Consider the following 14,291-nt stretch of genomic DNA (forward strand, 5'->3'; position numbering starts at 1 on the left):
TAACAAATGATATTCTGCGAATGAGCGAGCTAGCGTAAGAAAAATGAAATATAAGGAGGGAGACAATCTTCAGAATCTCTCTGTCTCTTCGCTAGAGTTTAGGTTAAGCGGTCAAGCACTAATTTCAAGATTGAGGCATAAGCTGAGACGGGTTCACATATATTGTGACTCGTTTTTTTGTGTTAGAACGGTGCCATGCTCAAAGTGATTGGTTATAATTACATGCTTAAAATTTGAAATAAGTTCACACTTTTTGATCGCCCCGTATATACTTTGTGCTATACTTTTTTGTATGAAAAAGATATACACAAGGAGGGCAAACTTACTATGAAATTACGTATCATTCCGATCTTAGCAACTATTGTTCTCTCCGTTTGTATTTTATTTGGCGGTTGGTATGCGTATCGTATATACGCTGTTAATCAACCCTTTAACAAAATAATTACGCAACATGAAGGTGTAAAGGACGCCACATTTACTGTGGATCGTTCCGATGTTAATGTACAGCTTGACCTACAGTCAGGGGCAAATTTAGCTGATATTGTGAAGCAAATTGAACAACAAGGCAAAGATATTATTGGGAATCGTAAATTGAATATAGATATTAAAAACCATTCCTCTAAAAGTTTAGATCAATTATGGGAAAAGACGTTATTTACCGTTGCGCAAGCAATGGAAAATAAACAATATACTGAAATTACGGCTGCGATGAAGCAGCTAGAGAAAGGCAATCAGAATGTAAAAGCCGATGCACAAATCGATGATACGAATATATATATTAGTCTTATTGAGGGACAGCATAGCAAATTTGTCATATTACCTCGTATCCCACAAAAGATAGGAGTGTGGAGCAATGCGTAAGTGGATCCCAGAAATTTTGGTTGGCTTTACACCAGTGCTCCTTGTTTTCCTAGCCTTTATTGGTGTTAACATTATTCCACTCGTTGCAGCTCTCGTTTTTGTTCTAGCGATGTATGTAGTGAATAAATTGCGTGGTGGTGGCGTGGCGATTGGGGCGTCCCAAGGCCGGAATAAAAATAATAAGCCAACATCTAAGCTTACCTTTGATGAAATTGGTGGACAAGAAAGTGCGAAAAATGAATTAAGAGAAGCGCTCGACTTTTTGGTGAGACGTGATGAGATTGAGAAGTTTGGCATTAGACCAATTAAAGGGATTTTGCTCACAGGACCTCCAGGAACAGGGAAAACGCTTTTGGCAAAGGCTGCGGCAAACTATACGAATTCTATTTTTGTAGCAGCATCAGGAAGTGAGTTTGTTGAAATGTACGTGGGGGTTGGTGCAGGTCGTATTCGTGATTTGTTTAAGGATGCACGAAAGCAAGCAATCCAAGAGAAAAAGGATAGTGCAATCATTTTTATTGATGAGATTGATGTTATTGGTGGCAAGCGTGAAGGTGGCGGACAACGTGAATATGATCAAACGTTAAATCAATTGCTCACTGAAATGGATGGCATCTATTCCGTCGCTACACCGCGTATCTTGCTGATTGCTGCAACCAACCGGAAGGAAATGCTAGATAGTGCTTTGCTCAGACCAGGACGTTTTGACCGTCACATTCAGGTTGATTTGCCTGATAAGCGTGGACGCGAGCACATTTTGAAGCTACATGCACTTAACAAGCCTTTACATGAAGAAACAAGCTTAGCGAAAGCGGCAGAGGAATGTTATGGTTTTTCTGGAGCGCAGCTAGAAAGTGTCATGAATGAATCGGCAATTTATGCGATGCGTGAAAATAATGCTTATATTGAGCAACGTCATCTATCTATGGCGATTGATAAGGTGATGATGGGAGAGCAAAGTGATCGAAAGTCGACAGAGGAGGAAAAACGTCGGGTTGCTGTTCATGAGCTTGGACATGCAGTAGCGGCGGAAATTGTTGCACCAGGCAGTGTGAATCAAGTTGTACTCAGCCCTAGAGGACGTGCACTTGGTTATGTACGTCATAATCCTCAGGATGATAAATATTTATATACAAAGGAATATTTAGAGGGACAAATTATCGTCGCTTTAGCTGGGGCGGCAGCGGAAGAAATATATTATGGTGGGCGTAGTACAGGCTCAAGCAACGACTTTGAACAGGCATTAAAGCTTGTAAATACGATGATTACTTCTGGCATGACCTCGCTAGGTATTGTTAATATGGAAATGTTACCTCAAGACGTGTTATTAAAGGAGAGTAATCTTATTCTGGATCAGCTTGCTGATAGGACAAAAAGAAAAATGTTGGAGCATGCGATCGTCTTTGAAACGTCATTAGAGGTGTTAATGAGAGAGGAAAGATTATCTGGAGAGCAATTCCGATGTCAATTTAGTGACAGTATCAATTTACCGGCATAAAAATTTGTGCCGGTAATTTTTTTTACTTTTTCTTCGTGCTAAGATATTATTATATGTTGGGTACTATGTATCTTTCGACATAATCAGTACAATATTAAATGTGTAGCAAACGAAAGGATGGAGACATTAAAACAATGAACTTCAAAAAGATAGGTGTTATTGGCGGCGGAACAATGGGCCAAGGCATCAGTGAGATGTTGGCGGCTAAAGGTTTAGATGTACTACTAGTGGAAGAAACTCCAGAAAAATTAGATCATGCATACAATATGATCGAAACTAGTCTTGATAAGCAGCTCGAAAAATGGGCGATTACCAAGTCTGAAAAAAAACTGATTATGTCAAAAATTCATAAAGTAATCCATTTTGCAGAGCTTGGAACTTGTGATATGGTCATCGAAACCATCTCTGAGAATTTGCAAGCAAAACAAGAAGTATTCCATCAGCTTGATCAAGTATGCCCAAGTAACATTTTACTTGCAAGCAATACTTCCACATTAAGCTTAACTGAAATTGCAGGCTCTACGAAATATCCTGAGCGTGTAATCGGTATGCATTTCATTTACCCAGTGGCTAAAATCAACCTCGTTGAAATTATTCGTGGTCTTAAAACGTCTGACGAGACCTTTGAAGCTACAAAAGCATTTGTAGAAGAAATTGTGGACAAGCGTGGGGTAATGGTGCACGAATCTCCAGGATTTGTTACTTCTCGTATAATGTGTGTGATGATCAATGAAGCATTACATGTACTAGGTGAAGGTGTTGCAACAGAAGAAGATATCGATGATTCTATGCGTATCGGTTATCAGTTCCAATATGGACCTCTTGAAATGGCGGATCGTTTTGGACTAGATTCTGTACTCGCTGCTTTAGAGCGCATGTTCCGTGAGTTTGGCGAGCTTAAATATCGTCCATCCTATGTATTGAAGAAAATGGTACGTGCCGGACATCTAGGTGTAAAAACAGGTGAAGGCTTCTTTAAATACAACAAGGATGGTGAGCGAGTGTGAAAATTTTAGTTATTAATGCCGGAAGTTCGTCCCTTAAATACCAACTATATGATATGACAAACGAATCTGTACTTGCTAAAGGACTTGTAGAGCGTATTGGTATGGACTCCTCGATTTTGACCCATAAGCCTACAGGGAAAGAAGAAGTAACAGAAGTTAGCGAAATTTTAGAGCATAACACAGCGATTCGTAAAGTTATTGATATGCTTACACATGAAGAGCATGGTGTGCTTAAGTCTGTTAGTGAAATTGATGCTGTGGGACACCGCGTTGTTCATGGTGGTGAATCCTTCACAGACTCTACACTCATTACAGGTGAAGTTAAATCTGAAATTCGCAGATTGTTTGATTTGGCTCCGTTACATAATCCGCCAGCCATTATGGGGATTACTGCTGCTGAGAAAAATATGCCAAACGTGCCCCATGTGGCTGCATTTGATACGGCTTTCCACCAATCGATGGGAGAAAAAGCGTATTTGTATCCAATACCTAAAGTATTGTACAAAAAACATCATGTTCGTCGTTACGGTGCTCATGGTACTTCCCATTTTTATGTAAGCCATATTGCTGCTGAATATTTAAACAAACCACTTGAAGAGTTAAAGATTATTACTTGTCACATTGGTAACGGTGCTAGCCTTACTGCTGTACAAGGTGGTAAGTCTGTGGATACTTCTATGGGTCTAACTCCATTAGAAGGTTTGATGATGGGTACACGTAGTGGTGATATTGACCCCGCAATCGTTACTTTTGTCATGAACAAAGAAGAATTAAGCTTCAGTGAAGTGAACTCCATGCTTAATAAGCATAGTGGTTTGCTTGCGATTTCTGGTAATAGTAGTGACATGCGTGATATTGAGAATGGTGTACATGAAGGACAACCAAACGAAACGTTAGCATTTGAAATGTATGAATATCGTCTTCGTAAATATATTGGTGCTTATGCTGCTGCTATGGACGGTGTGGATGTTATCGTATTTACAGCGGGTGTTGGTGAAAACTCTTCCTTCGTTCGTGAACAGGTATGTAAAAACTTAACTTACCTTGGCGTTGAGATTGATCCTGAATTGAACTCAATTCGTTCCGGTGATCCACGTCGTATTTCTACACCAAATTCTAAAGTAGAAGTATTGGTAATCCCAACAAATGAAGAGCTTGTCATTGCACGTGATACACTTCGTATTGCACAAGAAAATAAGAAATAATAAAATATTGTATCGTTAGAGGAGAGGTTAAAGCATGGCGATCAAAACTGTGATCCGTCAGGTTAATGAGCACGTCGGGGAAACCGTCGTGATCGGTAGTTGGTTAAATAATAAACGTTCCAGTGGTAAAATCCAGTTCTTACAGCTTAGAGATGGAACAGGGTATATTCAAGCTGTTGTCGTAAAAAGTGAAGTGTCTGAGGAAACTTGGGATGCTGCAAAAAGCTTGACACAGGAATCCTCCATGTATGTCACAGGCGTTATTCGTGAGGAGCCACGTAGTGCCTCAGGCTACGAAATGACTGTAACCGAAGTGAAGGTGCTTCATTTAACTGAAAATTATCCGATTACGCCAAAAGAGCATGGTGTGGACTTCCTGATGGATCATCGTCATTTATGGCTTCGTTCTGCAAAGCAACGTGCTATAATGGTTATTCGCGCTCAAATTATCTCTGCTGTGCAAGAGTTTTTTGATAAAAATGGTTTTACTTTGGTAGATCCACCAATTTTAACGCCAACTACTGCTGAAGGCACAACAAACTTGTTCCAGACCAAATATTTTGATGAGGATGCGTATTTGACGCAAAGTGGTCAATTATATTTGGAAGCTGCTGCAATGGCGCTTGGCAAGGTGTATTCCTTTGGCCCAACGTTCCGTGCAGAAAAATCCAAAACCCGTAGACATCTTATCGAGTTCTGGATGATCGAACCCGAAATGGCGTTTGTAGAGCACGAAGAAAGTCTAGAGGTACAAGAACAGTTCATGAGCCATGTTGTACAATCTGTTCTTACACATTGTAAGCCTGAGCTTGAAGCAGTAGGTCGGGATATTAGTAAGCTCGAAAATATTCAAGCACCGTTCCCTCGTATTACTTACGATGAGGCGATTGAATATTTGCATACACAAGGCTTTGATATTCCTTGGGGCGAAGATTTTGGTGCTCCACATGAAACCGCGATTGCTGAACGGTATGAAAAGCCTGTATTCATTACTCATTATCCTGCAGGAATTAAATCGTTTTATATGAAACCAGATCCTGAACGTCCTGAAGTTGTATTGTGTGCGGATATGATTGCGCCAGAAGGGTACGGAGAAATTATTGGTGGATCTCAACGGATCGACGATCCAGCATTAATGGAAGAACGCTTCAAGGAGCATAACTTGTCTATGGAGACATATCAATGGTATATGGATATTCGTAAGTATGGTTCTGTTCCACATTCCGGTTTTGGACTTGGCTTAGAGCGGACAGTGGCGTGGATATGTGGACTTGACCATGTGCGTGAAACGATTGCGTTCCCTCGTATGTTGTACCGTTTGTATCCATAACCGTTGGTTTGTAGCTCTGCCTTCGGTTAATGTGAAGGAGGGTAAAGGATATGGCTATGAATGAGGCGTGGAAAGTATGGGCTAAAGGCATTTCCTATGGTCTTGAAATGGAGGCTGTCCAAGTTCCAGCTGTGTTGCTTATGCATTATCGTAAGCTTGGTTTACAAATGTCTGAGCTTGTCTTACTACTGGAATTGGTTGCTTTTAAACAAAATCAGCGTGATGAATTTCCTTCCATCCTACAATTAGAACAGGTCACAGGGATGACGTCAGACGAATTGTCCTTGTCTTTGCGACATCTTATGCAGAGCGGTTGGATTACGATCGAGGAAATGGAAGATCCAACAACGGGAATTCATTCTGAACGTTATAATTTAACCGGAATATATCAAAAAATAGGACAACATATGGCAGAAGAACGTGAGGCTGCTCATCAGAGCTCTAAAAACCTTAAATCTGGTACGTCTGAGGACTTACAGGATGATATCGACGAGGAATTAGAAGCTTCACGTAACTTGTTTGCTATTTTTGAGAAGGAATTTGCTAGACCACTCACACCAATGGAATGTGAAACGATTTCGGGATGGTTGGATCAAGATGCTTATCCTGAAGAGTTAATTTTGTTATCTCTTAAAGAGGCCGTCTTTGCTGGTAAAGTTCATTTTCGTTACATCGATCGGATTTTATTAGAGTGGAGTCGTAATAGAGTTAAAACTGCTGAGGATGCCAAGGCGTATACCCAGCGTTTCCGAGCGGGTAGAGCATAAGGCTTATTACAAAAACAGCGTGAGAACGATTGAGTTCTCACGCTTTTTGTTTGTTACTTTTCTTTTTAGAGGTACATATTAGCAAGATAAAGTTTCGCTATTTAAAACGTTAAAGGGTAGTATACTTATGTTAAGTATCCATTAGTAATGTAATGAACTGAAACTACCTTTATTTAAAAACTCAAGGGGTGTTTAGAATTTTATTCATCTAAACTACTATTAAACTTATTTTTCTTGGCTATAGATATATTCTATTAAAATTGGAGCAAAGATACTTGAGATGAAAGTAAAGAGCATGATTGTCGTAGACAAATGCCCTTTATTTTTGTTCTTACAGTTGTATTACACTGTGGATAGTCAAATAAATTCTGGTTTTCTAGCCAAATAAAATTCAATCGTATCATATACTTGTAACTCGTTCCCATGTGCTAGGATGACTTCTTTTATCCTATCTTCAAATTTACCCTTAAGGTCCTTTGAAAGCATTGCGTGGTCTGAATAAGTTTGAAGCAAAGCAACGTATTCCTCTGCATTAAATTGGCGCTCATGATGAAGCAAACGAAATTCTAAATCAGTGAAGCCGTAGTTTAAAATGTTACTAATCGTTCTCTCATAGCGCTTTGTTTCATGCTGAAGTACCTTTCGACTAGAATCTGGGCGTAAAGCTGTATAGATTTCCCCAATCGCTTGATGTAGTGGATCATCCTCTTTACCTACAAAAGGACGGTTCCAAAACAAAGCGATGGCACCACCAGGCTTGAGCAGGTTAAACAGCTTTGGAAATCCAAGCTCTACAGGAATCCAGTGAAATGCAGTTGCAGAATAAATGAGATCAAAACTGTCCTGATCTCCTTCGTATTCCTCGAAGGGGATATTTTTAATGTCTAAATTCGCATATTGACTAAATTTATTTCTTGAATAATCCGCAAGTTTGTCCCCAAGCTCAATTGCAGTAATCTGACAGCCTGTATCCAAAATAGGTCGTGTTGCTTGTCCTGTGCCAATGCCAATTTCAAGGGCATGAGATTTTCCATTAATATTGGAATATTCAATCAAGGTTTTGAATAAGGCAGGTACGTATTGTGGACGATACTTTTCATATTTATCGGCAACTTCATTGAAAATAAGCCGCTCATCCATGTTCATTTCCCCTTTATCTAGCATCAATTTTCCAATGTTGTTAAGCTATGCTCATTATAATGCAGGTGAAGAATCAAGTATACAAAAATTGGATGAAGCTTGACTTTTTGAATTTACATTTGTAATATTAATGCTAAAATAAAACTATTACACTTGTAAAAGGTGAAACTTGTTAGTAAATGATGGAGGTTACAGTATGGATATGATGCCTAAAATTTCTGAATCAGAATGGGAAATTATGAAGATCATTTGGAGGGAGAACCCAATTACAGCAGAGCAAATTATGGGCTTGCTTCCCAAGGAATATGGCTGGAGTGATCAAACCATTCGAACATTTATTAATCGATTATTGAAAAAAAAGGTTATTGGCTTTGAGAAAACAGGTCGAAGCTATAATTATTACCCACTACTATCTGAGAAAGAATGTGTGTGGGCAGAGAGCCAATCTTTTATTAAACGTGTGTTTGGAGGCAAGTCTAACAGGTTGGTAGCAAATTTTATTGAGGAAGTAGACTTATCTCAAAATGAAATTGAGAAGCTGCAAAAAATATTACAGGAAAAGCAGAAAAAGATGGATCAAACAAATTAAAATACTGAACAAGACTTATTTTTATATTTTTATTTATTTTTCGTAAACGATTTGCACCTCCAATACGTCTTATATTATGGTTAGGGCTTTACATATACGCCTGATGAAGCTAGCAGGGCAAGAATTGTATCGTTCAGACAGTTATAAAATTGATGGAGTACTTAGTAGCACAAATGAATGAGGTCGTCTCAGCATTAATTACGGAACGTCCATTAGTGCTAAGGTAAGTAAGAGCAAGAGGATGGTGTCAGATGAAATTAGAGGATAGGGTTACAATTTTAAAGGAGTATCAAGTATATTGCTATCAGGTATGTCTATGTCTCCTTCATGAACAAAGACGAGCTGAGGCGGCGGCATGTACTGCTTTATTAAATATTGCACAGATTTCTGAATTTTTTACTGCTGATCCTGTTAAGAAAAGGGCAAAAGTAAGGCAAGCAGCAATTCATGCGGCTAATGAAATAGCAATGGAGAAAAGCTCCACAGCATAAATTAGTCATTTTATTTAACAAATAAAGTAGCTATATTTTATATTGGGCTGATATACTGAGCTTGTAGCACCAATTCAAATTAGGGGGAGTTTCTCTGATCGGCTGGATCATTTATAGACCTTCAAATAATGAAGTGAAGGCGGAAACGTTTGAAATTGATCGCTTTGTTGAAGTAGCTCAGGAGCAGGACATTGAAATAAGGGTGCTTGCACCAGAGCAATTTGAATTAATTGTCACCCGGGATGATCGTAAAAGTGTGCTTGTAGATGGTGAAGTTCTCCCATTACCTGATTTTGTATTACCCCGTATGGGTGCAGGTACGAATTACTTTGGCTTAGCATTGATTCGTCATCTTGAACGATTAGGGGTCAGAACGTTTAATTCCTCACAAAGCATCGATACTGTAAAGGACAAACTGTATACGCTTCAAATTTTAGCCGAGCATAACCTGCCTGTTCCTAAAACAATTTTAATTCGTTCTAAGGTGGATGTTGAATTAGTTGAAAAGCATCTTGGGTTTCCGGCCGTGGTGAAAACCATTTCTGGATCGCAAGGTAGTGGTGTATTTTTAGCTGAGACGAAATCCAAATTTATTGATCTAGTAGAAATGATTAACGCCTACAAAGAAAATGCAACAATGATTATTCAGGAGTTTGTGGAATCTAGTCGTGGCATGGATTTGCGTGTAATAACGATTGGTGGCCGAGCGGTTGCAGCGATGAAACGCACTTCAGGGAATGATAGCTTTAAAGCCAATTATTCAAGAGGCGGTTTTGTAGAGCCGTTTGAGATGAATCCTGAGGTGGAGTGGTTGGCGCTTGAAACGTCACGTCTGCTGAATTTAGATATTGCAGGTATTGATTTATTGTTTGATGGGGAGCATTACAAAATTTGTGAAGCCAACTCTTCTCCTGGATTTGAAGGCTTAGAATCCTGCTGCAATGTCAATATAGCAGATGAAATTTATAACTTTTTAAGGGTAAGATTAAATCGTTTTTAGTGGGTAAGTATTTTGACTACATGCTAAGTCTCTTTAGCTCACAAGCAAAATCAAAGGCCTCCAATCTTTGTATCGCTTGGGGTAATGAGTCTCCCCACACGTATACGCCTTGCTGATGTCCTAATAAAATGGGAATGTCTGGCTGAAGCGTGTTCGCTACTATTTGAGTCGGAGTAATACAATTTGCTATTTCTTGCTGAGAGAGAGCTGGGAAAATTGGAATATTAAGTGTGTTATCTAGACTTGAATCTAAATCGGCACATCTCGTCACTTCGTTATGATCCAAGCTAACATAAGATTGCGTATGAAAGTGGTCGCTAATCTCGTAATGTAGTGGCTTATGGATATGCAAAATCGCATTACAGCCCGTTAACCGATATATTTTTGCATGAATAGAGGCTTCCTTGTCTGAAGTAACCTTGGTTGCTTCACAAGGTAAGCCTTTTTCATTTATAAAAATAAAGTTTGGTTGAAAAGGATAGGAGGCAGAGGATATGGAGCCAACAACGGGCTGAGAGTGTTCTTTTGGATTCATATTAATTGCAAAATAGTAGCTTAAAGGGTCATAAGGGCCAACTCTCATGGAAATGCTGCCACAGCCTGCAGGAAAACAATGTTTTTGTTGCAGGGCATGGTAGGTGCTCTGCAACGTGTTTAACACGGTTATCTTTTCTGCCGTTGAAATGAGACTAAAATCCATTTCCATCTTCTCCTTTCCTTTTCTGTGTACACATTAAGTTAACTTCAGCAAACTTATTTAAATTACCTATTTTACTAGTTATAGCTATAGCTACACTACAGCAACGATGTCTTGACAGCTTCGCCCATTTCGTGCGAACGTGCTGCACAACGATGAACAGCCGCCTTAACGGTATTTGTAAAATCACCTTGATCTAATACTGCAAGTGCAGCTTGAGTTGAGCCGTTTGGCGAAGTAATATCCTTCCGTAGCTTGGCAGGCTCTTCGCCTGTATGCAGCATCATCTCAGCAGCGCCTTTAACCGTCTGAACGGTCAGTTGCCTCGCTTGATCTGGAGACAAACCACCTTCGACCCCCGCTGCAATCATCGCTTCCATCATGTAATAAATATAAGCAGGGCCACTGCCGGATATCCCTGTTAAGATGTCTAGCTTTTCCTCCGGGATCACAGCTACCATACCTACAGCTTCAAAAATTGCTAATATCTGCTCAGTTGCTTGTTCATTAACTTCATCGGAAAAAGATAAGCCAGTTACACCAAGGCCAATTGAGCTTGATGTATTTGGCATCGTACGTGCAATCGGAAGTGATTGTCCTAGTAATGCTTGAATCGTCGCGATCGATAAACCAGCAATGAGTGAAACGATGGTTTGTCCAGCATGAAGGAGAGGGGCAACTGCTTTAATAGCGTTACCCGCATCCTTTGGTTTCATCGCAAGCACAACGATATTTGCTTCTTTTAACAGCTTATGCTTGGTCTGCTCTTCATATCCAACCTGTACACCATATTTTTGCTGGAGTTCATTTAATCTAGTCTCATTACTACGATTGAGCATTGAAATTTGCCCTGCGTCAACCACTTGATTATGAATGAGACCACGAACAATTGCTTCAGCCATCGAGCCTGCACCATAAAAGCAAATCGTGGGTGACGTATTCATTGCCACGTTTACATTATTACCTACATTTTTTTGATTCCCTAGGTTCTCGTTATCCCTTATCGTCATGAAGCATAACTCCTTTCCTTAGTTTGTTAACTCCTAATCTGTCCGTTGCCTTGAATGAAATATTTGCTTGAGGTTAGTGCTGGTAACCCCATTGGTCCTCTAGCATGAAGCTTTTGCGTGCTGATTCCGATTTCTGCACCAAATCCAAATTCAAAGCCATCTGTAAAGCGAGTAGAAGCATTATGATAAACTGCCGCCGCATCAATTTCACGTTGGAAACGAGACGCCAATTCATTGTCATTTGTTACAATACATTCAGAATGCTTTGTACCGTAGGTTGCAATGTGCTGTAATGCCTCATCCATGTTGGTGACAATCTTTACGTTTAAAATGTAGTCGTTATATTCGGTTGCGTAATCCTCAGCAGTTGCTGTCTTCGCCCAAGGTACAAGCTTTAATGTCTTTTCACACCCACGAAGCTCTACACTAGCCTCCTTAAAAGCAAATGCTAATTCATTTAAATGTTCATGTGCATAGTCTTCATGGAGCAGTAAGGTTTCCATTGCGTTGCAGACAGAAGGACGTTGAGCCTTGGCATTCAAGCTAATGGATGTTGCCATAGCAGGATCTGCATTTTTATCGATATAGGTGTGACAAATGCCTGCGCCGGTTTCAATGACAGGAACAGTCGCGTTTTTCACGACATGCTGAATTAAAGAACTACCCCCACGAGGGATGATGACGTCAAGTAGACCGTTTAACTGTAGCATATCGTCCACGGAGGAGCGATTTGAATCCTCAATAAGCTGAAGGGCGTCCGCAGGGATATCGCTTTGTGCAAGTGCTTCATGAATGACGGCTACAATTTGACGATTGGAGGAAATGGCGGCTGAACCCCCACGTAAAACTACGGCATTTCCTGTTTTTAAGCACAAGCCAGCGGCATCAACAGTCACATTTGGACGAGCCTCATAAATAATACCGATGACACCGATAGGCACACGACGTTGCACAATATGCAGTCCATTTGGTCGATCAATCGTGGCAAGGGTTTCTCCAACAGGATCAGGCAAGCTAACGATTTGTCTTAGACCATCTGCAATGCCAGCAATGCGCTCCTCATTTAAAGCTAAGCGATCTAACAAGGAAGGGGAGGTTCCGTTTTCCTTTCCATGCTTTAAATCCTCTTCATTTGCAGCAATAATCGAAGGGGCTTGTTCCACTAAAGCATCTGCGGCAAGTAATAAGGCTTTATTTTTTTGCTCTGTCGTATTTTGACTTAATCGATGTGCAGCTTTTGCTGCTAACTCTGCTTTTAACTGGACTTCACTCATGGATAAATCCTCCTTTTAAAATTCAATATACTCCTAAAGTGTAACGAAATTTATTTTAATGAGATCCATTCATCACGATGAATCACTTCAAGACGGTGTATGCCGTCGATTTTTTTAATAACGTCACCACTCGATAATCCTAAAATCCCACTAAGCTGTGCTGTATCATAGTTAACAACACCTCTACCTAACAGCTCTTGTTTTGCATTTACAACCTCAACCACGTCCCCTGCGTGAAAATGCCCCTTAACTCCGCATACACCAACAGGTAACAAGCTCCGTCCACCTTGGAGCAGGGCTTCTTCTGCACCTTGATCGACCTCTAGGGTACCAATTGGGGTGGATAAAAAGCCTAACCATTGTTTTTTGCGAGGTAAGGCATTTGCTTGTGTAGAGAAGTAGGTGCCTTTTCCTTTGCCTTGAATAATGTGGAGTAGCTCATTTGCTTGCTTCATTTTTCCGACAAAGACAGGGACACCACTACGGGTAGCAATTTTAGCGGCATCAATTTTGGAGCGCATGCCTCCTGTACCGACGGCACTTCCAGCCCCACCTGCAATGCTGTAAATATGTTCATTAATATCCTCTACAGTGCTAATTCTAGTCGCAGCAGGGTCGATACGAGGGTCCTTTGTGTATAAACCATCCATGTCTGTCAAAATGATTAATTGCTCGGCTCTAAGTAAATTCGCAACAAGCGCAGATAACGTATCATTATCGCCAAATTTCAGTTCATTTAAGGAAACCGTATCATTTTCATTAATGATTGGTAGAACAGCATGTTTTAAAAGCTCCTCAATTGCCATACTCGCATTGCCGGTATGCTTACGATTTTGAAAATCTGAACGAGTTAGCAAAATTTGTGCAGTGACGATACCATGCTGGTGTAACGCTTCTCTATACTTTTGCATTAATAAGGCTTGACCCACGGCTGCGGCGGCTTGCTTTTCATGTAATAAATGAGGGCGTTCAAGAAAGCCCATTTCCCTAAAACCTGCGGCAACCGCACCAGAAGTAACAAGTACAGGCTGATATCCTGCTGCGTGAATAGTTGCTAGCTCTGCTGCAAAATAAGTAATCGCTTGCTCGTTAATCCCCCCTTCAGGGGTAGTTAGCGAGCTGCTCCCGATTTTAATGACAATCCGGTGTAACATAGGTTCACTCCCTTAGTAACAACTTATAACAAAAAAACCTTCATCCATTTGCTTATGCAAAGGACGAAAGTTTAATTTCCGCGGTACCACCTTTGTTGATGAAAGATTTATCTGTTCATCCAACTCTAAGCCTGTAACAGAGGCACTGTCCGAAGTATATTCGGCCGTTCAGGGGTAGGATTCAGAGAATTCGCATTGTTGTAAATTCTTTCAGCCTGTGGAATTTACTCTCTAACTGCAATGCTGTGTTTTACTCTTACTGGTCCCT

At 40.3% G+C, this 14,291-nt stretch carries 14 protein-coding genes; 9 read left to right on the plus strand and 5 right to left on the minus strand.

Annotated elements, in window-relative coordinates; all coding sequences use genetic code 11:
* Positions 1-327 precede the first annotated feature (327 nt).
* From J2Z32_RS19275 to J2Z32_RS19300, 6 genes are all read left to right on the plus strand, one after another.
* Positions 328-861, plus strand: a complete 534-nt coding sequence (locus J2Z32_RS19275) for a hypothetical protein (RefSeq protein WP_210090829.1) — start codon at positions 328-330, stop codon at positions 859-861.
* The gene (locus J2Z32_RS19280) at positions 854-2,359 is read left to right on the plus strand and encodes an AAA family ATPase (RefSeq protein ID WP_210090830.1); all 1,506 of its coding nucleotides are present in this window, start codon (positions 854-856) and stop codon (positions 2,357-2,359) included. The genes J2Z32_RS19275 and J2Z32_RS19280 overlap by 8 nt, the downstream gene beginning before the upstream one ends.
* A gap of 134 nt (positions 2,360-2,493) precedes the next feature.
* Positions 2,494-3,366 carry a 3-hydroxyacyl-CoA dehydrogenase family protein gene (locus J2Z32_RS19285; RefSeq protein WP_210090831.1) on the plus strand — a complete coding sequence of 291 codons (873 nt, stop codon included), beginning with the start codon at positions 2,494-2,496 and terminating at the stop codon, positions 3,364-3,366.
* Positions 3,363-4,571 carry an acetate kinase gene (locus tag J2Z32_RS19290; protein ID WP_210090832.1) on the plus strand — a complete coding sequence of 403 codons (1,209 nt, stop codon included), beginning with the start codon at positions 3,363-3,365 and terminating at the stop codon, positions 4,569-4,571. The genes J2Z32_RS19285 and J2Z32_RS19290 overlap by 4 nt, the downstream gene beginning before the upstream one ends.
* A gap of 34 nt (positions 4,572-4,605) precedes the next feature.
* On the plus strand, positions 4,606-5,901 hold the full coding sequence (gene asnS / locus J2Z32_RS19295; RefSeq protein ID WP_210090833.1) for an asparagine--tRNA ligase: 1,296 nt from the start codon (positions 4,606-4,608) through the stop codon (positions 5,899-5,901).
* A gap of 50 nt (positions 5,902-5,951) precedes the next feature.
* Positions 5,952-6,668 carry a DnaD domain-containing protein gene (locus tag J2Z32_RS19300; RefSeq protein WP_210090834.1) on the plus strand — a complete coding sequence of 239 codons (717 nt, stop codon included), beginning with the start codon at positions 5,952-5,954 and terminating at the stop codon, positions 6,666-6,668.
* Positions 6,669-7,025: 357 nt separating this feature from the next.
* On the opposite strand, the gene J2Z32_RS19305 is transcribed toward J2Z32_RS19300, so the two are convergent.
* The gene (locus J2Z32_RS19305; protein WP_210090835.1) at positions 7,026-7,808 is read right to left on the minus strand and encodes a class I SAM-dependent methyltransferase; all 783 of its coding nucleotides are present in this window, start codon (positions 7,806-7,808) and stop codon (positions 7,026-7,028) included.
* Between the two features lie 196 nt (positions 7,809-8,004).
* Here J2Z32_RS19305 and J2Z32_RS19310 point away from each other — a divergent pair, with 196 nt between their 5' ends.
* The 3 genes from J2Z32_RS19310 to J2Z32_RS19320 all read left to right on the plus strand — a co-directional run bounded on the left by J2Z32_RS19310 (position 8,005) and on the right by J2Z32_RS19320 (position 9,888).
* Positions 8,005-8,397 carry a BlaI/MecI/CopY family transcriptional regulator gene (locus J2Z32_RS19310; RefSeq protein ID WP_210090836.1) on the plus strand — a complete coding sequence of 131 codons (393 nt, stop codon included), beginning with the start codon at positions 8,005-8,007 and terminating at the stop codon, positions 8,395-8,397.
* Between the two features lie 251 nt (positions 8,398-8,648).
* The gene (locus J2Z32_RS19315; RefSeq protein ID WP_210090837.1) at positions 8,649-8,888 is read left to right on the plus strand and encodes a hypothetical protein; all 240 of its coding nucleotides are present in this window, start codon (positions 8,649-8,651) and stop codon (positions 8,886-8,888) included.
* Positions 8,889-9,021: 133 nt separating this feature from the next.
* On the plus strand, positions 9,022-9,888 hold the full coding sequence (locus J2Z32_RS19320; RefSeq protein WP_342453982.1) for an ATP-grasp domain-containing protein: 867 nt from the start codon (positions 9,022-9,024) through the stop codon (positions 9,886-9,888).
* Positions 9,889-9,904: 16 nt separating this feature from the next.
* On the opposite strand, the gene J2Z32_RS19325 is transcribed toward J2Z32_RS19320, so the two are convergent.
* The 4 genes from J2Z32_RS19325 to proB all read right to left on the minus strand — a co-directional run bounded on the left by J2Z32_RS19325 (position 9,905) and on the right by proB (position 14,023).
* Positions 9,905-10,588: a class II aldolase/adducin family protein gene (locus J2Z32_RS19325; RefSeq protein WP_210090838.1), complete on the minus strand. Its 684-nt coding sequence runs from the start codon at positions 10,586-10,588 to the stop codon at positions 9,905-9,907.
* Positions 10,589-10,683: 95 nt separating this feature from the next.
* A complete protein-coding gene (proC, locus tag J2Z32_RS19330; protein WP_210090904.1) occupies positions 10,684-11,529 on the minus strand; it encodes a pyrroline-5-carboxylate reductase in 846 nt (281 codons plus the stop codon).
* Between the two features lie 92 nt (positions 11,530-11,621).
* The gene (locus tag J2Z32_RS19335) at positions 11,622-12,869 is read right to left on the minus strand and encodes a glutamate-5-semialdehyde dehydrogenase (RefSeq protein ID WP_210090839.1); all 1,248 of its coding nucleotides are present in this window, start codon (positions 12,867-12,869) and stop codon (positions 11,622-11,624) included.
* A 50-nt stretch (positions 12,870-12,919) separates the two neighbouring features.
* The gene (gene proB, locus J2Z32_RS19340; protein ID WP_210090840.1) at positions 12,920-14,023 is read right to left on the minus strand and encodes a glutamate 5-kinase; all 1,104 of its coding nucleotides are present in this window, start codon (positions 14,021-14,023) and stop codon (positions 12,920-12,922) included.
* Positions 14,024-14,291 lie beyond the last annotated feature (268 nt).

Source organism: Paenibacillus turicensis (genome assembly GCF_017873435.1).
Lineage (GTDB): Bacteria > Bacillota > Bacilli > Paenibacillales > Paenibacillaceae > Fontibacillus > Fontibacillus turicensis.

Coding starts and splice junctions, on each gene's coding strand:
- J2Z32_RS19275 (WP_210090829.1), top strand. CDS start 328: ATGAAATTACGTATCATTCCGATCTTAGCAACTATTGTTCTCTCCGTT.
- J2Z32_RS19280 (WP_210090830.1), top strand. CDS start 854: ATGCGTAAGTGGATCCCAGAAATTTTGGTTGGCTTTACACCAGTGCTC.
- J2Z32_RS19285 (WP_210090831.1), top strand. CDS start 2,494: ATGAACTTCAAAAAGATAGGTGTTATTGGCGGCGGAACAATGGGCCAA.
- asnS (WP_210090833.1), top strand. CDS start 4,606: ATGGCGATCAAAACTGTGATCCGTCAGGTTAATGAGCACGTCGGGGAA.
- J2Z32_RS19300 (WP_210090834.1), top strand. CDS start 5,952: ATGGCTATGAATGAGGCGTGGAAAGTATGGGCTAAAGGCATTTCCTAT.
- J2Z32_RS19305 (WP_210090835.1), bottom strand. CDS start 7,808: ATGGATGAGCGGCTTATTTTCAATGAAGTTGCCGATAAATATGAAAAG.
- J2Z32_RS19310 (WP_210090836.1), top strand. CDS start 8,005: ATGGATATGATGCCTAAAATTTCTGAATCAGAATGGGAAATTATGAAG.
- J2Z32_RS19315 (WP_210090837.1), top strand. CDS start 8,649: ATGAAATTAGAGGATAGGGTTACAATTTTAAAGGAGTATCAAGTATAT.
- J2Z32_RS19325 (WP_210090838.1), bottom strand. CDS start 10,588: ATGGATTTTAGTCTCATTTCAACGGCAGAAAAGATAACCGTGTTAAAC.
- proC (WP_210090904.1), bottom strand. CDS start 11,529: ATGAATACGTCACCCACGATTTGCTTTTATGGTGCAGGCTCGATGGCT.
- J2Z32_RS19335 (WP_210090839.1), bottom strand. CDS start 12,869: ATGAGTGAAGTCCAGTTAAAAGCAGAGTTAGCAGCAAAAGCTGCACAT.
- proB (WP_210090840.1), bottom strand. CDS start 14,023: ATGTTACACCGGATTGTCATTAAAATCGGGAGCAGCTCGCTAACTACC.